Annotated in this window: 18 protein-coding genes; 11 read left to right on the plus strand and 7 right to left on the minus strand. The window is 56.1% G+C overall.

Annotation, left to right across the window (positions count from 1 at the left end; all coding sequences use genetic code 11):
* Window positions 1-48 precede the first annotated feature (48 nt).
* Window positions 49-3,645, minus strand: a complete 3,597-nt coding sequence (locus ACI7MX_RS04380; RefSeq protein WP_405585242.1) for a dermonecrotic toxin domain-containing protein — start codon at window positions 3,643-3,645, stop codon at window positions 49-51.
* 232 nt (window positions 3,646-3,877) lie between these two features.
* Here ACI7MX_RS04380 and ACI7MX_RS04385 point away from each other — a divergent pair, with 232 nt between their 5' ends.
* Window positions 3,878-6,184 carry a YgiQ family radical SAM protein gene (locus ACI7MX_RS04385; RefSeq protein ID WP_122785063.1) on the plus strand — a complete coding sequence of 769 codons (2,307 nt, stop codon included), beginning with the start codon at window positions 3,878-3,880 and terminating at the stop codon, window positions 6,182-6,184.
* A 361-nt stretch (window positions 6,185-6,545) separates the two neighbouring features.
* Here ACI7MX_RS04385 and ACI7MX_RS04390 read toward each other — a convergent pair whose 3' ends face one another.
* The gene (locus tag ACI7MX_RS04390) at window positions 6,546-6,752 is read right to left on the minus strand and encodes a hypothetical protein (protein WP_122785062.1); all 207 of its coding nucleotides are present in this window, start codon (window positions 6,750-6,752) and stop codon (window positions 6,546-6,548) included.
* Between the two features lie 331 nt (window positions 6,753-7,083).
* Here ACI7MX_RS04390 and azu point away from each other — a divergent pair, with 331 nt between their 5' ends.
* Window positions 7,084-7,530, plus strand: a complete 447-nt coding sequence (azu, locus tag ACI7MX_RS04395; protein WP_314484550.1) for an azurin — start codon at window positions 7,084-7,086, stop codon at window positions 7,528-7,530.
* Window positions 7,531-7,594: 64 nt separating this feature from the next.
* Here azu and ACI7MX_RS04400 read toward each other — a convergent pair whose 3' ends face one another.
* The 4 genes from ACI7MX_RS04400 to ACI7MX_RS04415 form a co-directional block, all read right to left on the minus strand.
* Window positions 7,595-8,617 carry a DUF1338 domain-containing protein gene (locus tag ACI7MX_RS04400; RefSeq protein ID WP_405585245.1) on the minus strand — a complete coding sequence of 341 codons (1,023 nt, stop codon included), beginning with the start codon at window positions 8,615-8,617 and terminating at the stop codon, window positions 7,595-7,597.
* A gap of 236 nt (window positions 8,618-8,853) precedes the next feature.
* On the minus strand, window positions 8,854-9,681 hold the full coding sequence (gene nadE, locus ACI7MX_RS04405) for an ammonia-dependent NAD(+) synthetase (RefSeq protein ID WP_405585248.1): 828 nt from the start codon (window positions 9,679-9,681) through the stop codon (window positions 8,854-8,856).
* A 3-nt stretch (window positions 9,682-9,684) separates the two neighbouring features.
* On the minus strand, window positions 9,685-10,899 hold the full coding sequence (gene pncB, locus ACI7MX_RS04410; RefSeq protein ID WP_314484540.1) for a nicotinate phosphoribosyltransferase: 1,215 nt from the start codon (window positions 10,897-10,899) through the stop codon (window positions 9,685-9,687).
* 106 nt (window positions 10,900-11,005) lie between these two features.
* The gene (locus ACI7MX_RS04415; protein ID WP_405585252.1) at window positions 11,006-11,908 is read right to left on the minus strand and encodes a LysR family transcriptional regulator; all 903 of its coding nucleotides are present in this window, start codon (window positions 11,906-11,908) and stop codon (window positions 11,006-11,008) included.
* 140 nt (window positions 11,909-12,048) lie between these two features.
* On the opposite strand from ACI7MX_RS04415, the gene ACI7MX_RS04420 reads away from it, so the two are divergent.
* From ACI7MX_RS04420 to ACI7MX_RS04460, 9 genes are all read left to right on the plus strand, one after another.
* Window positions 12,049-13,539 carry an aldehyde dehydrogenase family protein gene (locus ACI7MX_RS04420; RefSeq protein ID WP_314484534.1) on the plus strand — a complete coding sequence of 497 codons (1,491 nt, stop codon included), beginning with the start codon at window positions 12,049-12,051 and terminating at the stop codon, window positions 13,537-13,539.
* A gap of 481 nt (window positions 13,540-14,020) precedes the next feature.
* A complete protein-coding gene (locus ACI7MX_RS04425) occupies window positions 14,021-15,304 on the plus strand; it encodes an NAD(P)/FAD-dependent oxidoreductase (RefSeq protein ID WP_405585255.1) in 1,284 nt (427 codons plus the stop codon).
* Between the two features lie 340 nt (window positions 15,305-15,644).
* Window positions 15,645-16,781 carry a branched-chain amino acid ABC transporter substrate-binding protein gene (locus tag ACI7MX_RS04430; protein WP_314484529.1) on the plus strand — a complete coding sequence of 379 codons (1,137 nt, stop codon included), beginning with the start codon at window positions 15,645-15,647 and terminating at the stop codon, window positions 16,779-16,781.
* Between the two features lie 168 nt (window positions 16,782-16,949).
* Window positions 16,950-17,864, plus strand: a complete 915-nt coding sequence (locus tag ACI7MX_RS04435) for an ABC transporter permease subunit (RefSeq protein ID WP_122785052.1) — start codon at window positions 16,950-16,952, stop codon at window positions 17,862-17,864.
* A 2-nt stretch (window positions 17,865-17,866) separates the two neighbouring features.
* Entirely contained in the window at window positions 17,867-19,150 is a 1,284-nt protein-coding gene (livM, locus tag ACI7MX_RS04440; protein ID WP_314484526.1) for a high-affinity branched-chain amino acid ABC transporter permease LivM, read from the plus strand.
* Window positions 19,147-20,037 (plus strand): ATP-binding cassette domain-containing protein, encoded by an 891-nt coding sequence (locus ACI7MX_RS04445; protein ID WP_314484522.1) that lies wholly within the window; start codon window positions 19,147-19,149, stop codon window positions 20,035-20,037. The genes livM and ACI7MX_RS04445 overlap by 4 nt, the downstream gene beginning before the upstream one ends.
* Entirely contained in the window at window positions 20,034-20,750 is a 717-nt protein-coding gene (locus ACI7MX_RS04450; protein WP_314484519.1) for an ABC transporter ATP-binding protein, read from the plus strand. The genes ACI7MX_RS04445 and ACI7MX_RS04450 overlap by 4 nt, the downstream gene beginning before the upstream one ends.
* 708 nt (window positions 20,751-21,458) lie before the next feature.
* Window positions 21,459-22,226: an SDR family oxidoreductase gene (locus ACI7MX_RS04455; RefSeq protein ID WP_405585261.1), complete on the plus strand. Its 768-nt coding sequence runs from the start codon at window positions 21,459-21,461 to the stop codon at window positions 22,224-22,226.
* Window positions 22,227-22,295: 69 nt separating this feature from the next.
* Window positions 22,296-23,201 (plus strand): cation diffusion facilitator family transporter, encoded by a 906-nt coding sequence (locus ACI7MX_RS04460; protein WP_405585264.1) that lies wholly within the window; start codon window positions 22,296-22,298, stop codon window positions 23,199-23,201.
* A 127-nt stretch (window positions 23,202-23,328) separates the two neighbouring features.
* On the opposite strand, the gene ACI7MX_RS04465 is transcribed toward ACI7MX_RS04460, so the two are convergent.
* Window positions 23,329-24,462 (minus strand): AGE family epimerase/isomerase, encoded by a 1,134-nt coding sequence (locus tag ACI7MX_RS04465; protein ID WP_405585267.1) that lies wholly within the window; start codon window positions 24,460-24,462, stop codon window positions 23,329-23,331.
* Between the last annotated feature and the right edge of the window lie 72 nt (window positions 24,463-24,534).

A 24,534-nucleotide genomic window follows, 5' to 3' on the forward strand; every position in this document is an offset into this window, starting at 1 on the left:
GAATTTTTGATGTTCTGCTGTGAAAGGGACCACTTCCAACTTTTCGTCTTACAAACGCGCGACTTCATCAAAACCTTCCCATTTGAGATAGGGCAATACTAGGTCTTTATGGATTGTTGTTTCTGTGGTGTGAGACTTGGCCACCGCTTGAATAAATTTGATACGTAACGGTTGACCGTCAACATCTCGCAATGGGTAACGGCCATTGTTGGCGCGATTGTATTGGTGCCGATAGTTCTGGCTGTGTTGATAGTTCGCTCTGGAGTGCATTTGCGCAAGTTCCTGCTGTGTATAAGGAGCAGGGTTCGAGGCCTCTTCGCCCGTTTGGTAAGAACTTTCAGAAGGGATTGAGCGGGGATACTCTTCGGCAGAGACCATTGAAGTGAAATCAGCTTCCGAGCTGGCCTCAGAGATACTTGCTTGAGCCTTTCCAGACGAGTGTTGCGAATCAACGTTGGTGTCTACACTTAAGCGCCTGGGCGGTGAATCAGGCATTCCGCCATAGAGCGCCCCACTATTTGGATCAATGCCCCATTCGCCTTGAGCGTTTCTGCTCACATAGGGCTTGTATGCTCTGAAAGGGCTGCGAGCATCGATCAGTTGCCATCCCACTGGGTTCCTCTTGATCTGATAGTAACGGGCGTTTTGCAGCACGTAGTAGCGGTTTTCTCCGCCAGTCGACGGCACGCTTTCATAAATACCGTCGTTACGCAGTGTGTTCATCACCGGGCGTATGTGTTCTGCAAAAAGAGGATCGAAGGGTTGCAAAGGTTTGGGCGGGATTTTCACCTCGTTAAGTTTTCCTCTGGCCGTTGGGGCAGAGTTCGCCAGTAACTCCATGCTGAGTTCGCGTGCAGCTTGCTTAACTGAAGCCGTGTTGGTGCGGGAGGCAATAACTTGGCGTTGTGTGCCGCAGAGCGTGTGTTCAACGGCGCTGCACAGGTCAGTCGGTTCACTTAGGCGTACACCTGCCGAAGAAAATACACCGTATAGTTCACCTTCGCGCGTAAGGGTATACAGCGTTCCAGCATTGCCAGGCCCGGCACGGCCAAGAAGATCTCCGTGGAATGTCTGGTCCCGGATTTCTATGCAGTGAGAAGTGGGCCAGCCCGGAAGCTGTTCGAGCGTGAACAGCGTCATGCTCAAGCTTTGAGGTGTGCTGACCGAATCCAGGTAAAGACCTTCGCGAATCCGCAGTGTCTCGGATTGCCGAATATATTGGTCGGCTTCCCAGCGTTGATCTGACGTCAGGCTTTGTTCCAGTAACAATCGACTCTTTTCATGTTCACCGAGCACGGCTGACATCTCTTCCAACTGGCTTTTCGTGAGCAGTGGGATTATTTCGCTCAGTTGTTTCTCGACCGGCGTGACCGGTTTTTCGCTGTATTCACATAACCAAGTGAATATCCGTTGTTTGTGATGCATTGCCTCTTCACTTAACCGAGATGCCAGTCTTGAGACGTTACTGAAGTGTCGCCTGGCTTCGAACGGTATTGAGTCTGTTTGTGCCAATTGCTCAAACACATGCGCAGGTATTTTCTGCTCAAGTGCATGCAACAGCTCACCTTTCCTGAATTTTTCTTCGTTAATTAAAATGTCTGTACCCTGCGCCCCGAAACTCAGAACCGTGTTTTGCTTGTCATCGACAATTTTCAATACGGTTTGGGCGGGCCATTCCGGCAGTAAACAAAGCAGATGGAATTGGATGAGCGGGGAATAAGCGGACACCGTGATGCCTTCGGCACGGTTCATCGTGAATTGGTTAATTTCTTTTTCGATATAGAAATGTTTTAACGTGTCCCGCAGCTGAGGTGGGGGGCGAACCATGTCCAGATGCACGTGACGCAGCTGCTCGATGTTTACATTGCTAATTTTAAGAATGGGTTCGAATTCAGGTTGATCAATGCTTAAGGCGTCGGGGCCCACTCGGGTCAGGAGCGTTGAATCATCCCAGTTCTTGACCGCTTCATGCGCGTGCCGCCACGTCCCCACGCCATTGGTTAGCAAAGCAGGGGTGTATGCCGCCTCACTGAACGGATGCTCTACATACCACTGTTGAGTTTGCGGATCCTGTTTGACCTCATGCAGTAAATCTTTCCCCAGCTTCAAATAGTGCCGCTGGTTGTGTTCATAGAGCCCTTGTGCGTTCACAGGCAAGCCTTCGGGCAACTCATGAAGGCTACGGTAAGGCGTCAAATCTGGATTCCATAACCGCCATGATTGATTCTTGAGCTGCACTTTCACCAGTTTTGTTGTGAAGCCTGCCGTCTTGACGGCGCCTGCTGTGGCCAGTCCCAAAGCGACAGTGTCCATCACATCCAGCAATTCATTCAGAGCTTGATCACTATCGCCACGGCTCCAGGCAGAAAAGCCGTTGTAGACACTGCTAATCAGTTGTAGCCCTGTCACAGTCAACAGTGCCTCGCCCACAATCGGAATGAACGATGCAGCGAAAACGAGTATAGACGTCCCGATTTCTTTATAGCGTTGCAGGCGTGCCTCGCGACCTCGCAAGTCAGCATCTGCAGTCGGTACAACCAACACACGAGCATCACTTTTGATGTGGTTAATACGGTGTTCAGCGATGGCATGGAAAATATTGCCGGTGATAGGCGTGGGGCTGATCGTTTGATCTACTTTGGCGGGCAAAAGGCCGATGGGTCGCCCTACAGGCCGTGAATCAATTCGTGCGGGGGTGATAGTGATCAGCTGGCCACGATAACGCAGAGGGACAAATCGGTTAAAGAACTCAAGGTAGTGAGCATTCAGCAAGCGCTTGGCCAACTCATCCTTGAGCACGTCCATTGAGGCGTGTCTGCGAAACATTGCGACTGGATCATGAGGAGTGTAAAGAATCTGACTTCTGTCGAAGTGACGGTCCCGGATCACCAGAACTCCGGGCAGTGTTACGCCGTTAATGGTCAGATGATTACAGATTAAATCCGGATGCAGTCCATCGCGCTGAAGGTTAAATAATTGCTGATACAGTTCAGTGCTGATTTCGCCTTTGACGAGTGCCAAGTGCAGGGCGCTTTCAAAGCTGCTTTGTTCATATGCGCGTAAAACCTGACGTGGGGTGGGCGACGTCTGTAAGGCGTCCGATTGGGGAGGGGGATCGAAAAAATCGTCCAGATGACGTTGGTAACGGCTGCCTAAATCAAGGCGGCGGCAAAATGCAGCAAAAGCAATCGGCGGGGTCTGGGCTCGCATTCGCCCGTTAGCTGTCGGCAGAAACAGCCCCGAACCTTCCTCAATGCCGCCACTTTCTGCTTCCGAGGGCTCAAAATTTTGCAGTGCCGCTTCTAACAAGGATTGTTCTGTTGTTCGGGCATGGGTGCTGTACAAACCGAGCAGATGCTGATTGCGCCATTCGCGAACAAACAGAGTTTTGTCAGCGTCAAGTCCCCTTAAATGTCGTCTAAGGGCGTCTCTAAATAGAGGGCGGACGAAGATCTCAGGACTTTGCACTTGACCCAATAATTCATTGAGGTCGTGCCGCGATTGATTGTTTCTGATCAGACTACTACGCAGTTCTGCGAGTATGGCCGGGCGGGCTTTTGTTGCCCAACTGGGTAAGCGTTCTTTTATAAAGTCAGCATGGATAGATACAGGGGGAAGCCCGGAAGAAGAGCGAGCATGGGTCATAGCTTTAGCCTTGGGTGAAGAGTGTTGCAAGGAGATTACCCACGCTTTTTCTAATTAACGTTCAGCTAAATAGGCCCATTAGATGGACTAATCGTGTATGCAACCCTGCGTACGGGCTGGAATAAAGCCGACCATTGCCGTCGGAATTGGTTATTTTTTGTGCTATATTCCGCGCCCGCGAATTTCTTAGGAAATGACGCGCTCCTTTTTGCACTCAACACCGGTCATCGACATGCAAGCAGCCAAGCCACTATTTGACTATCCGAAGTACTGGGCCGAATGTTTCGGTCCAGCGCCATTCCTGCCGATGAGCAGGGAGGAGATGGATCAGCTTGGCTGGGATTCATGCGACATCATCATCGTCACCGGTGATGCGTATGTCGATCACCCGTCGTTTGGCATGGCCATCATCGGTCGCTTGCTGGAGTCTCAGGGCTTCCGTGTGGGCATCATTGCGCAGCCGAACTGGCAGTCCAAAGACGACTTCATGAAGCTGGGCGAGCCGAACCTGTTCTTCGGCGTCGCGGCCGGCAACATGGACTCGATGATCAACCGCTACACCGCCGACAAAAAGATTCGTTCCGATGACGCCTACACCCCAGGTGGCATGGCCGGCAAACGTCCGGATCGCGCGAGTCTGGTGTACAGCCAGCGTTGTAAAGAAGCCTACAAACACGTACCGATCGTGCTCGGTGGGATTGAAGCGTCCCTGCGCCGTATCGCGCATTACGACTACTGGCAGGACCGTGTCCGCAACTCGATCCTGATCGACGCCTGCGCCGACATCCTGCTGTACGGCAACGCCGAGCGTGCCATTGTCGAAGTTGCCCAGCGCTTGTCGTACGGCCACAAGATTGAAGACATTACCGATGTGCGCGGCACCGCGTTCATTCGTCGCGATACGCCAAAAGACTGGTACGAAGTCGACTCCACGCGTATCGACCGTCCGGGCAAGATCGACAAGATCATCAACCCGTACGTGAACACCCAGGACACTCAAGCCTGCGCCATTGAGCAGGAAAAAGGCCCGGTTGAAGACCCGAATGAAGCCCAAGTGGTGCAAATTCTGGCCAGCCCGCGCATGACCCGCGACAAGACGGTGATCCGTCTGCCGTCGGTTGAGAAAGTGCGTGGCGACTCCGTTCTCTACGCTCACGCCAACCGCGTGCTTCACCTCGAAACCAACCCGGGCAATGCCCGTGCGTTGGTGCAGAAGCATGGCGAAGTGGATGTGTGGTTCAACCCGCCTCCGATTCCAATGACCACCGAAGAAATGGACTACGTGTTTGGCATGCCTTACGCACGTGTTCCGCATCCTGCGTACGGCAAGGAAAAAATCCCGGCCTACGACATGATCCGCTTCTCGGTGAACATCATGCGTGGCTGCTTCGGCGGCTGCACCTTCTGCTCCATTACCGAGCACGAAGGCCGCATCATTCAGAACCGTTCTGAAGAATCGATTATTCGTGAGATTGAAGAGATCCGCGACAAGGTGCCCGGCTTTACCGGCGTCATCTCTGACCTCGGTGGCCCGACCGCGAACATGTATCGCATCGCCTGCAAAACGCCGGAAATCGAATCCGCGTGTCGCAAGCCGTCCTGCGTGTTCCCTGGTATCTGCCCGAACCTGAATACCGACCATTCGTCGTTGATTCAGCTGTATCGCAGCGCCCGTGCCCTGCCGGGTGTGAAGAAGATTCTGATTGCTTCCGGCTTGCGCTATGACCTTGCGGTCGAGTCGCCGGAATACGTAAAAGAGCTGGTGACGCACCACGTTGGTGGTTACCTCAAGATCGCCCCGGAACACACCGAGGAAGGTCCGCTCAATCAAATGATGAAGCCGGGCATTGGCAGCTATGACAAGTTCAAGCGCATGTTCGAGAAGTACACCAAGGAAGCGGGCAAAGAGCAGTACCTGATTCCTTACTTCATCGCCGCTCACCCTGGCACCAAAGACGAAGACATGATGAACCTGGCGCTGTGGCTCAAGGGCAACGGCTTCCGGGCGGATCAGGTGCAAGCGTTCTACCCTTCGCCAATGGCTACCGCTACGGCGATGTACCACTCGGGCAAGAACCCGCTGCGCAAGGTCACGTACAAGAGCGATTCGGTCACCATCGTCAAGAGCGAAGAGCAGCGCCGTCTGCACAAGGCGTTCTTGCGCTACCACGACCCGAAAGGCTGGCCGATGCTGCGTGAAGCGCTGACCCGCATGGGCCGCGCTGACCTGATCGGCTCGGGTAAAGATCAGTTGATTCCCCTGCATCAGCCGGCGACTGACAGCTACCAGAGTGCGCGTCGCAAAAACTCGACGCCGGCTGGCAGCCATAAAGTGGCTGGAGAAAAGACCACCAAAATCCTGACCCAGCACACGGGCTTGCCGCCACGTGCCAGCGACGGTGGTAACCCGTGGGACAAACGCGAGCAGGCCAAGGCTGCGGCATTCGCCCGTAACAAGCAGGCGGCCAAAGAGCGTCATGAAGCGGCCAAGGGTGGCAAAGGCCAAAAGCCAACCCGCAAACCGGCTGTGCCTCGCTAAGACCTAATTCGTAGCAGCTGCCGAAGGCAGCGTCCGATTGCGCAGCGATCGTAAAACCAGTAATCGCGATTTTACAGTCGCACTGTGATTTCTGAATTTACGACGACGCTGTCGTCGGACGCAGCCTGCGGCAGCTGCTACGGAGGAAAGTGATCAACGCCAGCCTTCGGGCTGGCGTTGTGGTTTCTGGGCGCTGAGAAGCCTGCCACGCACTTGTAGGCTATTTGCTGCGGCTGAGTAAGGGGAGTGGCTCTTAAGGCGTCTGAATGACGCTCAGGCTATCTGCGAGGATCAGCAGGCGCGCTGCTGATCCTGATCACAGATCCTGTGGGCCGGGTTGTGGATAACCGGGCCGTGGGGGTTACGCGTTTGGAGCTTTTTCTTCAGGTGTGTCGGTCGTTTCAGCGACAACATCACCTTGCTCATCGACGTCGGTGTCGGTTTCAGTGCCCGGCTCTACAGTGCCTTCTTCAGCTGCGGCTTTCTTGCGCGCAAGCTTTTCCTCTTTCTTCTGCTCTTTAGCCAAGTCTCTTTGACGCTTAGCGAAGTTATAGTTTGGTTTGGCCATGGGCGATCCTCTGGGGCTCGAAGGGAAGTTGAGCGGCGCGTATTCTGCCCTGTATTAGTGCTTAGCCGTTAGCTGGGTTTTTGCAAGGCGATCTTTTGCGCGGCTTTGACGACTTTACACCGCTCAAAAAACGCGAGGTGGATTAATTCCGGGGTGTAACGGAACCAATCGGTCGATACAGCCCTAAGGTTGAGCGTTTACGGTTCGTTAAGAGGGTTCATAGTGCCTTTTATACACAGGGAGCATGACGTGGGTCATTGGCAATGCGACCATTTTCGTGCAACCTGTATACAAATTATGTGTTTTTTGTACCCTGCCTTGGAGAGAAACCATGTTCGCTAAAGCTGTTGCGGTATCCCTGTTGACCCTGGCCAGCGGCCATTTGCTGGCAGCCGAGTGTGCAGTGACGGTCGACTCGACTGATCAAATGTCATTCAACACCAAAGAAATCGTGATCGACAAGTCGTGCAAAACCTTCACCGTTAACCTGGAGCACTCCGGCAACTTGCCTAAAAACGTGATGGGGCATAACTGGGTGCTGAGCAAAAAAGCCGACATGCAGGCTGTCTCCACTGACGGGATTGCGGCCGGCCTGGACAAAAACTACCTCAAGGACGGCGACGAGCGCGTGATTGCCCACACCAAAGTGATTGGCGCTGGCGAGAAAGACTCCGTGACCTTCGATGTGTCTAAGCTCAAGGCGGGTGAAGACTATGAGTTTTTCTGCACCTTCCCGGGCCACAACTCGATGATGAAAGGTGCTGTGGTTCTTAAATAAGAATCCGGTTCACGTTCAAAAGCCCTGACGTGCCGTACGCCGTCAGGGCTTTTTGCATTCCGCGTCAGGCTTTTGAGTCGGTCATTTTGAAAATGCCTTGGGCATTGCTGCTGTCGAAATTCAAGTCGATATGGCCCGTCTCCGGGTCGATCTTGCGCTGGATGAACTCGACAAACGATCCTGGCACTGAGTGTTCGCGAAGTTGCCCCTGCGCATCGGTCAACCCTCGCGTCACGGTGCAGGCGCGATAAGCCGTTTGCATAACCCGACCTGACGCCGACACCTCAATGCTGTCTTTCATCGGCCGCTGCAACTCACGCTGTTGGGCGACGCAGGCTTGAAGATCTGCGACGCGATCAGTGAGGTGGTTGAAGCTGTTGCCTTCGGTGGCAATCCAGGCCATTTCAGCGCTTTCGCTGAGCAGGCATTGATAGTCGGCTTCCGAAACGATGCCGTGTTGACGCTCAAACGCCCGGTAGAGCGCGGGTAACAATGTGTTGGCTTCTTGCAGGCTGCAATGACGGGTGAGTTGCAGGCACTTGAGGATGTGCTGGTGTTCGTCGTGAAGCGGGTCAAGGCTGGAAGCGACCACACGGCTAACGGCCTGTTGAAATGCCTCGCTGAATCGTCCGGGGTGTAATTCCGAGACAAAAAATTGTGCAATGTCTTCGGGCAGATCCCTGTGTTGATAGCCCCAGCCGGTCATATTCAGTTTGGTCAAAGGGTAGGTGCGTACATCGGTAAAGCCTAGTGGCTCCAGCAATCGGGTAAATGCCTGACGGCCACGGGGCAGTTGGCCGTTGAGTGCCCAGTCCACGGTACGAATAGCGCCATGGTCGAACACGACTCTTCGACCTTGTTGCGCTTGTTCTTCGACATAGCGCAGGCCGTCAGGGACGGCATTCACCAGTTTGTGCAGCAAACACAGGTTTAGGGCTTCGGCCAACCAGGCCCGATGCACGGCCTGCGTGCTCCAGTTGAAGCGCTGCAAGGCTTGGGGCACCTCGACATGGGCGCGCAGCCAGTGGGCCGCGGGTTGGCCGAGAACGGACTCTACGAGTGTGAACAAACCATCAAAGGCAGGCATGGGGCAGGCTCTGGTGACGAGACAGGCGTCTATCAAAGCGTTTGGAGGCCGGGGCGACAAGCGAAAAAAAGCGTGGGGGTCATTCCGTTTTTTCAGGCTGGACGATGAGCCCCTCACCCTAGCCCTCTCCCGGAGGGAGAGGGGACTCAATCAAAAGAAAATTTGCGCAACGCCACCCGTCGACACCCTCTCCCTCCGGGAGAGGGTTGGGGTGAGGGCAAACGATGTACGCAGGCTTAAGGCGCGAACGGCATCTCACGCTTGTGCTGAGTTTTTTCGTACGTCTTGCAGATGATGTTGAAGGCTTCTTCGCTCACCGGCTCGCCGTGTAAAAAGGCATCAATCTCGGCATACGTCACACCGTGGGACGCCTCGTCAGGCTTGCCCGGCGCCAAGTCTTCAAGATCCGCCGTCGGGATTTTCTCGACCAGGTACTCAGGCGCTTCGAAAAAGCGTGCAATCGCCCGCACTTGGTTCTTCACCAGCCCGCTCAACGGCGCGAGGTCGCAAGAGCCGTCACCGAACTTGGTAAAGAAACCCATCACCGCCTCGGCCGCGTGGTCGGTGCCAATCACCAACCCGCCCGTTGCGCCCGCAATTGTGTACTGCGCCACCATGCGCATTCGTGCCTTGGTATTGCCCAGCACAAAATCCACGGTTGCAGGTGATTTGCCTTCAAACGCTGTGACCTCGGCCGCCAGCGCCTTGACGGCCGGGCCAATATTCACTGTTTGGCGTTCATCAGGGTTGATGTAATTGACGCAAGCGGTCGCATCCGCTTCATCCTGCTGCACGCCATAGGGCAGGCGCACGGCAATAAAACGATAGGCCTGATCGCCGGACTGTTCACGCAGTTGCTTGACGGCTTTCTGGGCCATCAACCCTGCGGTCAGCGAATCCACCCCGCCGCTGATGCCCAGCACTAGCGTCTTGAGCCCGGAGTTGACCAGGCAGCACTGAATAAAGGTGATACGGCGGGCGACCTCAGCCTCCAGCGCGTCCTGGTTTTTAAACGGTGGCTGGACCTTGAGGTCTTCAGCAATCTGACGCTGTACGGCCTGCATGATTCACTCCTTGGGGGACTGTTCGGGAACTTGGAAAACGTGGCGCAAGTAGGCGGCGAAATTAGGGTCGGAGCAATGGGTCTTGCCCGGCTCATCGGAAATCTTCGCCACCGGCGAGCCATTGCAGCCCGTCATTTTAAGCACGATGCTCATCGGCTCCACACCCGGAATGTCGCAGGTCAGATTGGTGCCAATGCCAAAGCTGACATTGATCCTGCCGCGCAGCGCCCGGAAGATCTCCAGCGAACGGGGCAAGGTCAAGCTGTCGGAGAACACCAGTGTCTTGCTCATCGGATCAATGCCGAGCTGGTGGTAATGGGCGATGCATTTTTCGGCCCAGACCACAGGGTCGCCCGAGTCATGGCGCAAGCCGTCAAACAGCTTGGCAAAGTACAGGTCGAAATCTTTCAGGAAGGCGTCAGTGGTGATGCAGTCGGTCAGGGCAATCCCCAGCAGGCCGCGATACTCCCGTACCCAGCAATCCAGTGCGGCGCTCTGGCTGTCGATCAGCCGGGGGCCGAGTTGCTGATGCGCCATGATCCACTCGTGGGCCATCGTGCCCAGCGGTTTCATGTCCAGCTCGCGGGACAGGTGAACGTTGCTGGTGCCGACGAAGCGTCCGGGGAAATCGTGCTTGAGCACGCTGACCACTTCTTCTTGTACGCGGTACGAAAATCGACGGCGCGTTCCGAAATCGGCGACTTGAAGCTCGGACAATTCTTCTGTGCTGGCATTGGCCTGAAGCCAGTCGAACTTGCGGTACAACTGCTCGCGCGCCTGAGAAAGCACGGTGTCGGCATAGCGTGAGCGGTTGCGCACCTCGCTGACAATCGCCAGCAACGGCACTTCAAAGAGGATGACGTGCAGCCACGGCCCGCGCAGGCGGATAAACAGCTCGCCGTTCTCGATGCCGGTGTGCACGTAGCGCAGGTTGAAGCGGAACAGCCCGAGAAACCGAATGAAATCCGGCTTCATAAAGGTAATACGCTCCAGAAAACCAAGCTGGTCCTGGGTCATGCTCAACTCACCCAGACGATCAATCTGATGGCGAATTTCGTTCAGGTACGGGCGCAAATCCTCACTGTTACGGCAGCGGAACTCCCATTCGACTTCGACGTTGGGGTAGTTGTGCAGCACCGCCTGCATCATGGTCAATTTGTAGAAGTCGGTGTCGAGCAGGTTCTGCACGATGCGATCGGCAAATACACTCTCGCTCATAACGGCAATCTCCATGCTGGCCGTGCCTGATTGTCACGACGTTCAGCGGTTTTAAATGAATGGCGCTAGTGGCGCATATCCGCGGGCAGTATTGCCAGCGGTTTTTTCAAGCCTGTGCATCATCTAACTGCTCCATCATCCAGCTGACAAAGGCTCGCACCTTCGGCACACCCGCTGAATGCTCAGGGTACGTGAGGTAATAAGCGTCCTGACTGGGCAGCGAATGGGGCCAGGCAATCACCAATTTGCCTTCGTTCAATTCTTCTTCGATCAGAAACCGTGGCAGCAGGGCGACGCCACATCCGACTTGAGCGGCCCGGGTGCTCATATAAAAGGTGTCGAAGCGCGGCCCATGGTAGCTGTGGTCTGTGTGATAGCCCTGGCTTTCAAACCATTCATGCCAGGCTTGAGGGCGCGAGGCATTTTGCAGGAGAACCAGATCGGTGAGTTGCGTGGGGTCAGTGAACGGCGAAACTGGCAGGTTCGCGGGCGCGCAAACCGCCACCATGTCTTCGCCAAACAGTTTCAGGCATTCACTGCCCGGTCGTGCGCCCTGACCAAAGTAAAAGGCCAGGTCGCAGCCACCTTGCAGCAGCTCATCGGCTACACGCTCATTGCACAGGTCCAGATGTATGTGTGGATGACGTAACCGCCAGCCTTTTAGCCGGGGTACCAGCCAGCGGGCGCCGAAGGTTGAGGGTGTGGCCACCCGCAGTACCTCAGTTTCCCCGCCATAAGAACGCAGCGTATGGGTCGACATTTCGACTTGGGTCAGGATTTTGCGGACTTCTACCAGATACAGCTCGCCAGCCGGTGTCAGTTGTAAACGCCGCCTTACCCGACGGAACAGCAAGTGCTGGAGCAAATCTTCCAACTGGGCCACTTGTTTGCTGACTGCACTTTGCGTGAGGTTCAGCTCTTCTGCTGCGCGGGTAAAGCTCAAGTGACGCGTCACGGCTTCAAAGCACTGCAGCGCGGCGATCGATGGCAGATAGCGTTTATTGAGCATCGGGCGGCCCTTTTGGGTGGATGACCAGCGCAGCATGAATTTTCGGAATGATATCTCGCTTAAAGGTCGTTTGTTGCGGCGATTTGAGCCAGCTACAACTAATGGCCTGAGTTTCCGATTATTGAGTTGAGGAGTGACCCATGGTTGCCGCATTGCTGGATCGTTTAGGGATAAACCCCGCGTTGTACCAACAGGGCAAACATCCTGTGCATTCGCCCATTGATGGCAGCCAGATAGGCGTTGTGCAATGGGAGGGTGCGGCCGAAGCCGAGCAGCACGTTACCCGTGCCGAGCATGCCTTTGACCTGTGGCGCAAGGTGCCGGCCCCGCGCCGTGGCGAGCTGGTGCGTCAGTTTGGTGATTTGCTGCGTGAATACAAGGCTGACCTCGGCGAACTGGTGTCGTGGGAGGCGGGCAAAATCACTCAGGAGGGTCTGGGTGAGGTGCAGGAAATGATCGACATCTGCGACTTCGCGGTCGGCCTGTCACGCCAGCTCTATGGCTTGACCATCGCTTCGGAGCGTCCGGGCCACCATATGCGTGAAACTTGGCACCCGCTGGGCGTGGTAGGTGTGATCAGCGCGTTTAACTTTCCGGTGGCGGTCTGGGCGTGGAACACCACGCTGGCGCTGGTGTGCGGAAACGCTGTGGTTTGGAAACCGTCCGAGAAGACCCCGCTGACCGCGCTGGCCTGCCAAGCGTTGTTTGATCGTGTGTTGAAAACCTTTGACGGTGCGCCCCCGTACTTGAGCCAAGTGATAATTGGCGGTCGCGACGCGGGTGAAGCGCTGGTCGATGACCCGCGTGTAGCCCTGATCAGTGCGACGGGCAGCACTCGGATGGGGCGCGAAGTGGCCCCCAAAATCGCTGCCCGTTTTGCTCGCAGCATTCTGGAACTGGGTGGCAACAACGCGATGATTCTGGCGCCGAGTGCCGACCTGGACATGGCAGTACGCGCCATTCTGTTCAGCGCCGTGGGCACCGCGGGCCAACGTTGCACCAGCCTGCGCCGGTTGATCGCCCATGAATCGGTCAAAGAAGAAATCGTCACCCGACTCAAGGCTGCGTATTCCAAAATCCGTATTGGTCACCCGCTTGAAGGCAATCTGGTGGGGCCGCTGATCGACCAGAACAGCTTTGAAAACATGCGCGATGCGCTGGAACAAGCATTGAGTGAAGGCGGGCGGGTATTTGGCGGTGAGCGCCAGCTGGCTGACCAGTACCCGAATGCTTACTACGTGGCCCCGGCGATTGTGGAAATGCCAGAACAGAGTGAGGTGGTGTGTAACGAGACATTTGCGCCCATTTTGTATGTTGTCGGATACAGCGATTTTTCCGATGCGATACGTCTGAATAACGCCGTGCCGCAGGGCTTGTCGTCGTGCATCTTCACCACCGATGTGCGTGAGGCCGAGCAGTTTATGTCCGCGACGGGCAGTGACTGCGGGATTGCCAACGTCAACATTGGGCCGAGCGGGGCTGAAATTGGTGGTGCGTTTGGCGGTGAAAAAGAAACCGGCGGCGGCCGTGAATCCGGGTCGGATGCGTGGCGTGGGTATATGCGACGTCAGACCAATACCGTCAATTACTCGCTTGAACTGCCGCTTGCGCAGGGGATTACGTTCGATTGAGGTGATGCCTTGCCCTCACCCCAACCCTCTCCCGGAGGGAGAGGGGGCTGATTTGCGGTGTTTTTGAGGCCGCGTGCGGTCAGTTCCCCCCGCGTTCGGGGATACAGGGCTGATTTGCGGACGCCCACGGTCAATCCCCTCTCCCTCTGTGAGAGGGCTAGGGTGAGGGGTTTGGATTGATGGAGGATTTGAGTCCGCGTGCATTCAGTTCCCGCTTTTAATGGGAGAGGGGGCTGACCGCACGCGGTTTTAAGAACGCCGCAAATCAGTCCCCTCTCCCTCTGTGAGAGGGCTAGGGTGAGGGGTTTGGATTGATGGAGGATTTGAGTCCGCGTGCATTCAGTTCTCGCTTTTAATGGGAGAGGGGGCTGACCGCACGCGGTTTTAAGAACGCCGCAAATCAGTCCCCTCTCCCTCTGGGAGAGGGTTAGGGTGAGGGGCTTTTGATTTCGTGGTTGGGTTTCATTTCTGGAGCTTGGCAATGCCTTTACGCGAACAATGTCTGTGGGAAACCCTCACGCCGCAACGACCTCAAGCGACCGTCTTCAAAGGCGAACTCAAGGTCGATGTCTGTGTCATTGGTGCCGGAATTACCGGTCTGTCTGCCGCCATTCATTTGCTCGAACAAGGCAAGACGGTGTGCGTCCTCGAAGCTCATCGCACCGGTCATGGCGGTTCGGGACGCAATGTAGGGCTGGTCAATGCCGGGATGTGGATCGCCCCCGATGACATCGAATCCGGCTTTGGTGAGGCGGTCGGCAGTCAGCTCAATCGCATGCTCGGCGCCGCCCCGGCGCTGGTGTTCAGCACGATCGACAAGTACGCCATTGACTGTCAGCTTCGGCGCGAAGGCACCTTGCACATGGCCCACAATGCCAAGGGCGAAGCAGACTTGCGCAGCCGTGAGCAGCAATGGAAACGTCGCGGCGCACCCGTTGAATTACTCACAGGGGCCGCCTGCGAAGCGGCCACCGGCACGCCGAAAATAGCTGCGGCCTTGCTCGACCGTCGCGCCGGTACGCTCAACCCCATGGCCTACACCTCGGGGCTGGCCAAGGCCGCCACGGATCTGGGCGGCCGCCTGTTTGATCACTCCGCCGTCACCGGGCTGGAACGTCAGGGTCAGCGCTGGTCGGTTCAGACCTCACGCGGTGCGGTGAGCGCCGAACAGGTGGTGTTGGCCTCCAATGCCTACACCGAAGGCGAATGGACCGATCTGCGGCGTCATTTCTTCCCCGGTTATTACTACCAGGTCGCCTCAACGCCACTGACCGATGACTGTGCCAAGCGCATTCTGCCGGGTGGGCAAGGTTCGTGGGACACCCGTCAGGTACTCAGCAGTATTCGCCGTGATGCCGAAGGGCGTTTATTGCTGGGCAGTCTGGGCAATGGCAATCAAAAACCCGCATGGTTTCTCAAAGCCTGGGCCGACCGCGTTCAGCAGCACTATTTCCCGTACTTGAAAGGCGTGGAGTGGGAATGTACCTGGACGGGGTGTATCGCGTTTACGCCTGATCACCTGATGCGTTTATTCGAGCCCGCGCCCGGTTTAGTGGCAGTCACCGGTTACAACGGGCGCGGTGTGACCACGGGAACTGTGGTCGGTAAAGCCTTTGCCGACTATCTGTGCCACGGCGATGCCAGCCTCCTGCCGATTCCCTTCACACCCATGCGGCCACTGTCTGGCACGGGCTTGCGCAGTTGTTTATACGAAGCCGGTTTTTCGCTGTATCACGCCGGTCAGTGTTTACGAATTGTGATCTGAGACGGATTGCTCGTTTAACCACCCACTTAAAAAGGTGCGCCTTGTAGCAGTGACGCACCGAGAGTGTGCAGTTCGGTGACGCACTCGGTTACGACGCCGTAGCACAGTGCAGAGCGGCCGGGTTGCAACTCGTGATGTGTCGGGTTTGGCCGACCCTTGAAGCTTGGATTGACCTTCCCCGGTCTAGACGGGTGCACGCCTGCTGTACAGGGAGAAAAGACGTCTGCCCACCCCGGAAACAACCGCTTTTTTGAGAATAAAAAACCAATGGCACGCGGCTTGCTCTGCGCTTTACGTGAAGTCGAAGTGCCATCTAACAAAACCTCAGGAGCACCACCTCATGTCGCAGATGTTCTACAAAAAAGGTTTTCTAGCCCTCGCAGTGGCTGCTGCGCTGGGCGTTTCTTCGTTTGTTCAGGCTGATGTGAAAATCGGTGTGGCAGGTCCCATGACCGGCGCCAACGCAGCATTTGGTGAGCAGTACATGAAGGGTGCGCAGGCGGCGGCAGATGCCATTAACGCCAAGGGTGGGGTTAACGGTGAAAAAATTGTGCTGGTGGCAGGCGATGATGCCTGTGAGCCCAAGCAGGCTGTGGCGGTGGCAAACCGTCTGGTCGATCAGGACAAGGTGATTGGCGTTGTCGGCCACTTCTGTTCGTCGAACACTATTCCGGCATCGGAGGTGTATGACGATGCGGGAGTGATTGCAATCACGCCAGGCTCAACCAACCCGCAAGTCACCGAGCGTGGTTTGAAAGCCATGTTCCGCATGTGTGGGCGCGATGATCAGCAAGGCATTGTGGCGGGGGATTACATTGTCGACGTGCTCAAAGGCAAGAAAGTGGCGGTAATCAATGACAAAGACACCTACGGCAAAGGCTTGGCCGATGCTACCAGTGCGCAACTGACCAAGCGCGGCGTGAAGCCCATTCTTGAGGAAGGCCTGACCCGGGGTGAAAAAGACTTCAGCGCTCTGGTGACCAAGATCCGCTCCAAAGACGCCGATGTCGTGTACTTCGGTGGCCTTCACCCAGAGGCGGGCCCGTTGGTGCGTCAACTGCGTGAGGCGGGTCTTAAAGACGTCAAGTTCATGTCCGATGATGGTGTTGTCACCGATGAACTGGTAGCGACCGCGGGCGGCCCGCAATACGTCGACGGTGTGTACATGACCTTCGGTGCAGACCCGCGCAAGCTGCCAGAGAGTAAAGAAGTGGTGGACGCATTCCGCAAAGCCGGCACCGAGCCAGAAGGCTACACCCTGTATGCCTACGCGTCGGTTCAAGCCTTGGCAGACGCCTTCAATGGCGCCAAGTCCAACAAGGGCGAGGACGCTGCCAAATGGCTCAAAGCTAACCCGGTGAAAACGGTGATGGGCGAAAAAGCCTGGGACGACAAAGGCGACCTGAAAGTCTCTGACTACGTGGTGTACCAGTGGGACAAAGACGGCAAGTATCACCAGTTGGAAAAACAGAAGTGAGATGAGTCCCTCGACTGATCGGCGCTTGGCTACTGATCAGTCTCAGGGAGCATCTGCAACACCTGTCATCTTTTCCAAGAGTCGCGCTTATCCGGCCTGTCAAAACTGTCTGCTGACGGTGTGGCAGGTCTGGGTTTGCGCAAAGGCTCACCTGTGTGAGATTGCGTTATGGACGGTATCTTCCTGCAGCAACTGCTGAACGGTCTGACCCTCGGGTCTGTCTACGGCCTGATCGCCATCGGCTACACAATGGTCTACGGCATCATCGGCATGATCAACTTCGCCCATGGCGAGGTGTACATGATTTCTGCCTACCTGGCGGCAATCAGTCTGGCTCTGCTGGCGTATTTCGGTATCGAATCCTTCCCGCTGCTGATGTTGGGCACTTTGATCTTCACGGTCGTGGTCACCGGCGTCTATGGCTGGGTGATTGAGCGCGTGGCCTACAAACCGCTGCGCAACTCCACACGACTGGCACCGCTGATCAGTGCCATCGGTATTTCTTTGATCTTGCAGAACTACGTACAAATTGCTCAGGGTTCACGCCAGCAAGGCGTTCCGACCTTGCTTAGCGGCGCCTGGCGCGTCGATATTGGCACGGGCTTTGTGCAACTGACCTACACCAAAGTCTTTATTTTGGTTGCAGCCTTCGTCGGCATGGGGTTGCTGACCTACATCATCAAGAACACCAAACTGGGCCGCATGTGTCGCGCCACGCAGCAAGACCGCAAAATGGCCTCCATTCTGGGGATCAATACGGATCGAGTGATTTCCTATGTGTTTGTGATCGGTGCTGCCATGGCGGCATTGGCCGGTGTGCTGATTACCATGAACTACGGCACGTTCGATTTTTATGCGGGTTTTATCATCGGTATCAAAGCCTTCACCGCGGCGGTACTGGGCGGTATCGGCTCTCTGCCCGGCGCCATGTTGGGCGGCATCATTCTGGGGGTGTCCGAGTCGCTGTTTGCCGGTCTGGTCAACTCTGACTACAAAGACGTGTTCAGTTTCTCCCTGTTGGTGCTGATTCTGATTTTCCGTCCCCAAGGCCTGCTGGGTCGTCCACTTGTGGCGAAGGTGTGAGTATGTCTGCAGCCATTAATAAACCGATTGATATCAAAAAAAGCGTTGTCGACTCGATCCTTGCCGGGTTGATTTCTTTGATTCTGTTTGGCCCTATCGTGGGCGTGGTGCTCGACGGTTACAGCTTTAACTTGCAACCGGCACGGGTCGGTTGGCTGGTAGCGATTGTGATGCTGGGGCGTTTCCTTTTAAGCCTGTTTTTACAGACCTCCAAGGGGCTGAAAATTCTTCAGGGTTTTGAATCCAGCGGCTCTGGCGTTCATGTGCTGCCGCCGGATTACAAATCGCGGCTGCGCTGGATCATTCCGTTGTTGATCGTCATTGCGATCGTCTTTCCGTTTTTTGCCAATAAATACATTTTGACTGTGGTGATTCTGGGGCTGATCTACGTATTGCTCGGCCTTGGGTTGAATATCGTGGTCGGTTTGGCCGGCTTGCTCGATTTGGGCTACGTGGCGTTCTATGCCATCGGTGCCTACGGCCTGGCTTTGGGGTATCAGTATCTGGGGCTGGGTTTCTGGTCGGTGCTGCCGCTGGCGGCGATTGCGGCGGCGATGGCGGGGTGCATTCTCGGGTTTCCGGTATTGCGAATGCACGGCGACTACCTGGCCATCGTGACGCTGGGCTTCGGCGAAATCATCCGTCTGGTACTCAACAACTGGCTGTCGTTTACCGGTGGGCCTAACGGCATGCCGGTGCCGTCACCGACGTTCTTCGGCCTGGAGTTTGGTCGTCGTGCCAAGGAAGGCGGCGTGCCGTTCCATGAGTTCTTCGGCCTGGACTACAACCCCAATATCAAATTCCTGTTTATCTACATCGTGCTGTTTCTGGTGGTGCTGCTGGTGCTGTACATCAAGCATCGGTTGACCCGCATGCCGATCGGCCGGGCCTGGGAAGCGCTGCGCGAAGACGAAATTGCTTGCCGCTCCATGGGCTTGAACCACGTACTGGTCAAGCTATCGGCCTTTACCCTCGGCGCCTCGACAGCGGGACTGGCGGGCGTGTTTTTCGCCAGCTATCAAGGCTTCGTCAACCCGTCCTCGTTCACCTTTTTCGAGTCGGCGCTGATCCTCGCGATAGTCGTGCTCGGCGGTATGGGCTCGACGGTGGGCGTAGTGATAGCGGCCTTTGTGCTCACCGTTGCCCCGGAGTTGCTGCGCAGCTTTGCGGAATACCGGGTGCTGCTGTTTGGTGTGTTGATGGTGTTGATGATGATTTGGCGACCGCGAGGCCTGATTCGCATCAGCCGTGTCGGGGTTACACCACGTAAAGGAGTCGCGCCATGACCGATCTCGCCAAACACGACGAAGTGGTGCTGAGTGTCGATAAATTGATGATGCATTTTGGTGGCATCAAAGCCCTCAGCGATGTGAGCCTCAAGGTTAAGCGCAACTCAATCTTTGCCCTGATAGGCCCCAACGGTGCGGGTAAAACTACCGTGTTTAACTGCTTGACCGGCTTCTACAAAGCCAGCGGTGGCCAGATTGAAGTCAATGCCCGTGGCACCCGCACCAACGTGATCAAGCTGCTGGGCGAGCCGTTCCGCTTGACCGACTTTGTGTCACCCAAGGCGTTTGCCAGTCGGCTGTATTACAAAATGTTCGGGGGCACCCATTTGGTCAATCGGGCGGGGCTGGCGCGGACGTTCCAGAACATTCGGCTGTTCAAGGAAATGTCGGTGCTGGAAAACCTATTAGTCGCGCAGCACATGTGGGTCAACCGCAACATGCTGGCGGGCATTCTCAACACCAAAGGCTATCGCAAGGCCGAAAGCGACGCGTTAGACCATGCCTTCTACTGGCTGGAAGTGGTTGACCTGGTGGACTGCGCCAACCGCTTGGCCGGTGAGCTGTCATACGGTCAGCAACGGCGCCTGGAGATCGCCCGGGCGATGTGCACGCGGCCGCAAATCATCTGCCTGGATGAGCCCGCAGCCGGTCTCAACCCGCAAGAGACAGAAGCGCTGAGCGGGATGATTCGTTTATTGCGTGACGAGCATGACTTGACCGTCGTGCTGATTGAACACGACATGGGCATGGTCATGAGCATCTCCGATCACATTGTGGTGCTCGACCACGGCAACGTGATCGCTGAGGGTGGGCCTGATGCCATTCGTAACGATCCCAAAGTGATTGCCGCCTACTTGGGCGCCGATGAAGAGGAGCTGGTATGACGGACAAGATCCTCGAACTCAAGGAGCTCGACGTTCACTACGGGCCGATTCAGGCCCTGAAAAAAGTATCGATGCACATCGAGGAGGGCGAAACGGTGAGCTTGATCGGCTCCAACGGTGCGGGTAAGTCCACGCTGCTGATGTCGATCTTCGGCCAGCCTCGGGCCAGCGGCGGGCAGATTCTCTATCAGGGTGTGGACATCACTCAGAAGTCTTCGCATTACATTGCCTCTCACGGCATTGCTCAATCGCCGGAAGGGCGCCGGGTGTTCCCGGACATGACCGTCGAAGAGAACTTGTTGATGGGCACCATCCCCATTGGCGACAAATACGCCACGGAAGACATGCAGCGTATGTTCGAGCTGTTTCCGCGTTTGAAAGAACGACGTACTCAACGGGCCATGACCATGTCGGGTGGCGAACAACAAATGCTCGCCATCGCCCGTGCATTGATGAGCCGGCCCAAGTTGTTGTTACTCGATGAACCCAGTCTGGGATTGGCACCGATTGTGGTGAAACAGATCTTTGGCACCCTGCGTGAGTTGGCGAAAACCGGGATGACGATTTTTCTGGTCGAGCAGAATGCCAATCATGCCCTGCGCCTTTCAGACCGTGCCTACGTGATGGTTAACGGCGAGATCCGATTGACCGGCACGGGTAAAGAGCTGTTGAGCAATGACGAGGTGCGTAACGCCTATTTAGGCGGGCATTAACCACAGGTAAACAAGCCCCTTTTCAGGGGCTTTTTTATCGCGCCTGAAATTGTGGAAAACAATATTGCAACCCTACGAAAGCGCGACATAAAGCCGCTGTAAATCGCTGTTTTGTCATCATTTTGACTTGTCCCCGTTTGCTGTGGAGGTGCCTGTGGGTAACGTGGGAGTAGTTGGCTGCAGGCCTTTATATATAAGGCGTTTAGCGGTGTGGCTATTTTTCGTACAGTGATTTTTACCAAGCTGTCTGGATTATTTGTCAACAGATTTATTCAGTTATATAGCCCTTCTTAAATGTTTGCGCAGCCTGTGGATAAGTCTGTGGTTAAACTCTGGAAAGAATGCGCTAGACGGTGTAATTGCTGGCTTCTGGCTATCTCCTGAACGTTAACCTTGCGCACCTTTTTGGGGCGTTTGCATATTCGGCGTATAAAGGTCAAGTCATAAACCCGGTAAGAATCTCTGGACCCCGCGTAACTAGCAGCTTGCAGCTTTTTGACTTGCCCCCAAAGACTGTGGACGGGCCTGTGGATAAGGTGAGTGCACAGTGCTCCAGCCTATGTAAAACGTGGGCTGGCAGCGATTGGTTGTTTTTCGTACAGTCCGGGAGCATTTAGCGCGGTCGGGTTGCCGCCCGAACGCAGTCGGGGCATGCTGCTCAGCGTCTATTTCAACGGCGGCCAAAGCCCGCCAGCCAAGGAGAACACGATGACTTCCACCCTGTTTATTACGGGCGCGACTTCCGGATTTGGTGAAGCGTGTGCACGCAGGTTTGCGCAGGCAGGCTGGAAACTGGTGCTGACGGGGCGACGCGAAGAGCGTCTTAAGGCGTTGTGTGAAGAACTGTCCAAACAGACCGAAGTGCACGGGCTGGTGCTGGATGTGCGCGACCGGGCGGCGATGGAGGCCGCGATTGCCGATTTGCCACCCTCGTTCAGCACATTGCGGGGGCTGATCAACAATGCCGGGCTGGCACTGGGCACTGACCCTGCGCCCAAGTGCGATCTGGACGACTGGGAAACCATGGTCGACACCAATATCAAAGGCTTGATATTCACGACTCGCCTGTTGCTGCCACGGCTGATTGCCTATGGTCGGGGTGCCGGGATCATCAATTTGGGTTCAGTGGCAGGCAACTATCCGTACCCGGGTAGCCATGTGTATGGCGGCACCAAGGCATTCGTTAAGCAGTTTTCCCTGAACCTGCGTTGTGACTTGCAGGGCACGGGGGTGCGGGTCAGCAACATTGAGCCGGGTCTGTGTGAAAGCGAGTTCTCGATGGTGCGTTTTGGCGGCGACAAGGCGCGCTACGATGCGACCTATCAAGGGGCGGAGCCGATCCAGCCGCAAGACATTGCAGAGACCATTTTCTGGGTGCTCAACACCCCGGCGCACATCAACATCAACCGTCTTGAACTGATGCCTGTGACGCAGTCCTGGAGCGGTTTTGCCATCGAACGTCACGCCAAGGAGTAAACTCGCGCCTGGCAGCCCACTCGCGGCCTCCTGAGGAGGTCGCATTCAACGGGGCTGAAAGGAGTTCGTGTGAGTAACCGTGGTGAGCAGAAATTGCTCAAGCAGTCGACTGTTTTAATGTTTGCGGTGGCCGTTGCTGGCATCGTGACGGGTTTTGTATCGGGATCTGAGTCCATCCTGTTTGACGGGTTTTTCTCGCTGATCGCGACTTTTATCAAAGTATTGATGTTGATTACGGCGCAATTGATCGCCAAAGAAAGCAATCAGCGTTTCCAGTTCGGCTTCTGGCACCTTGAGCCGATGGTGCTGTTGATCGAAGGCAGCTTCCTGTTTTTGATTGCGATCTATGCCTTTCTCAATGGTGTGTTCGGCATCATCAATGGCGGACGTGATATTGAACTGGGGTTGGTCATCGCCTACGCGGCGGTGTTTACCGTGATCGAATTTGGCTACTACTTTTGGGTACGGCGAAAAAACCTCAAGCTCAAATCCACCTTGATCCAGTTCGACAACATCAGTTGGCTGGTGGACGCCATGTTGTCGGTGGGCCTGTTGATAAGTTTTGTCACGGCCTTGGTGTTGAAACAGCAAGGTTATGCACAATGGGCGGCTTACGTTGACCCCGCGATTTTGATCTTGCTGGCGCTGAGCATGTTGGCGCCAGCGTTCAAAATCCTCAAGCCGGCCTTGCGTGACGTGTTGGGCATTGCCCCGGATCGGCTCGATGACAAGGTGCGTGAAGTGCTGGAAGAAATGTCGGCGCGCCACGGTTTTGAGGGTTACAAAACCTATGTGCAGAAGCATGGGCGGGCGCGCTTTATCGAAATTCACATCGTACTGCCAAGGGGTTTTGCTCTGACGAGCATCAACACCCTTGATGCGCTGCGCGAAGAAATTTCCGCGTTGCTGGGGCCGGGGGACAGTGCGCGTTGGCTGACCATCAGCTTTACCGGGGATCGCAAGTGGATTGCTTGAGTCGGTAAGCCCCTCACCCCAACCCTCTCCCATGGGGAGAGGGCGCTTGACCCGGGTCATTCTGAAGATTTGCTTTGGCTTTTAGTCCCCTCTCCCTCTGGGAGAGGGCTAGGGTGAGGGTTTTGCCTTACCCGAAAAACTGCGCCAAGCCGCTGTAGCACGTCGCCAGGTGATAAGGCGTGGTCGACGGCATGTCTTCGCGGCTAATGTTGCCCTCGGCATCCCGACACTCGTACCAGCCCCCGGCATGCAAAAACTGCTGCTGCAACGCCCGCAACTGGCGTTGCAAGCGCGTCAGGTTGTCTGGCCGCAACGTAAGGGCGCGCACGTACTCGGCTTGAGCCCAAATGCGTTGCGTGCCATCGCGCAGCGTGCCATCAGGCGCCAGCATCCCGCACACAGCGCCGCTTTCAGGATCGACGCCTACCTGCTCGGCAAAGTCGAACGCACGATCCAGAGACCCGTGCAAAGCCCCTGAACGCAACAAAGGCGACGATTCCAGCAGATACAGCCATTCGAACTGATGCCCCGGCTCAAACCAGTTATCCACAGCCCCACACGGTTTTTCGAGCATCACGTTATGCACAGGCTCGATAAAGCGCTGCTGCATACCGTCGGCCAGTGCCAACAAGGCGGATTGCACGGCGGCATCGTCACGCACGGACAAGGTGGCAAGAAACGCTTCGGCCAAGTGCATCAGCGGGTTTTGCAGCGGGCCGGTGTTCAGCGAGGACCAATCCTGATTGAGGTTGGCTTCGTACAAGCCCTTGCCGTCACTGAAACGCTCTGCAACCACTTGTAACGCGGCATTGAGCGCTGACTCCACCATCGGCTCGCGTACTTTGGCCCAGTAATGAGCACAGGCGAAGATGATGAAGGCGTGGGTGTAGAGGTCTTTGCGTGTGTCCAGCGGCGCCCCGTGGGGATCGATGCTGTAGAACCAGCCACCGTGTTCGGCGTCATGAAAGCGGCTTTGCAGCGAGCGAAACAAATCGGCTGCGCGCTCGGCAGCAGCAGGGAAGGCCGGGTCGCCGATGAGGCTGGAAAACACATACAACTGACGGGCGCAGGCCATAGCCCGATAGCGCTGGGGCGGGAGCGGCCGATGCTCGGGGCTGAGCGCCTCGTAGGGTAAGGCCAGCTCGGCATTCCAGCCCGGGCCTTGCCAGAGCGGCACAATGACCTGACGGAAATGCTGCTGCACGGCCGCAAAAGTGGCGGTCAATTCAGGCGCAAAGGTGGTGCGGGCTACATCGGGCATTGGCGGGCGTCGTCACGGCTGGGGCGTTTGCGCGACATGATACACGCAAAACTTGTAGCCGCTGCCGCAGGC

The organism is Pseudomonas sp. 2024-210 (assembly GCF_045062345.1).
Lineage (GTDB): Bacteria > Pseudomonadota > Gammaproteobacteria > Pseudomonadales > Pseudomonadaceae > Aquipseudomonas.

Bases quoted from the DNA above. Each gene is read 5' to 3' on its own strand.
- ACI7MX_RS04380 (WP_405585242.1), bottom strand. From the start codon at position 3,645: ATGACCCATGCTCGCTCTTCTTCCGGGCTTCCCCCTGTATCTATCCAT.
- ACI7MX_RS04385 (WP_122785063.1), top strand. From the start codon at position 3,878: ATGCAAGCAGCCAAGCCACTATTTGACTATCCGAAGTACTGGGCCGAA.
- ACI7MX_RS04390 (WP_122785062.1), bottom strand. From the start codon at position 6,752: ATGGCCAAACCAAACTATAACTTCGCTAAGCGTCAAAGAGACTTGGCT.
- azu (WP_314484550.1), top strand. From the start codon at position 7,084: ATGTTCGCTAAAGCTGTTGCGGTATCCCTGTTGACCCTGGCCAGCGGC.
- ACI7MX_RS04400 (WP_405585245.1), bottom strand. From the start codon at position 8,617: ATGCCTGCCTTTGATGGTTTGTTCACACTCGTAGAGTCCGTTCTCGGC.
- nadE (WP_405585248.1), bottom strand. From the start codon at position 9,681: ATGCAGGCCGTACAGCGTCAGATTGCTGAAGACCTCAAGGTCCAGCCA.
- pncB (WP_314484540.1), bottom strand. From the start codon at position 10,899: ATGAGCGAGAGTGTATTTGCCGATCGCATCGTGCAGAACCTGCTCGAC.
- ACI7MX_RS04415 (WP_405585252.1), bottom strand. From the start codon at position 11,908: ATGCTCAATAAACGCTATCTGCCATCGATCGCCGCGCTGCAGTGCTTT.
- ACI7MX_RS04420 (WP_314484534.1), top strand. From the start codon at position 12,049: ATGGTTGCCGCATTGCTGGATCGTTTAGGGATAAACCCCGCGTTGTAC.
- ACI7MX_RS04425 (WP_405585255.1), top strand. From the start codon at position 14,021: ATGCCTTTACGCGAACAATGTCTGTGGGAAACCCTCACGCCGCAACGA.
- ACI7MX_RS04430 (WP_314484529.1), top strand. From the start codon at position 15,645: ATGTCGCAGATGTTCTACAAAAAAGGTTTTCTAGCCCTCGCAGTGGCT.
- ACI7MX_RS04435 (WP_122785052.1), top strand. From the start codon at position 16,950: ATGGACGGTATCTTCCTGCAGCAACTGCTGAACGGTCTGACCCTCGGG.
- livM (WP_314484526.1), top strand. From the start codon at position 17,867: ATGTCTGCAGCCATTAATAAACCGATTGATATCAAAAAAAGCGTTGTC.
- ACI7MX_RS04445 (WP_314484522.1), top strand. From the start codon at position 19,147: ATGACCGATCTCGCCAAACACGACGAAGTGGTGCTGAGTGTCGATAAA.
- ACI7MX_RS04450 (WP_314484519.1), top strand. From the start codon at position 20,034: ATGACGGACAAGATCCTCGAACTCAAGGAGCTCGACGTTCACTACGGG.
- ACI7MX_RS04455 (WP_405585261.1), top strand. From the start codon at position 21,459: ATGACTTCCACCCTGTTTATTACGGGCGCGACTTCCGGATTTGGTGAA.
- ACI7MX_RS04465 (WP_405585267.1), bottom strand. From the start codon at position 24,462: ATGCCCGATGTAGCCCGCACCACCTTTGCGCCTGAATTGACCGCCACT.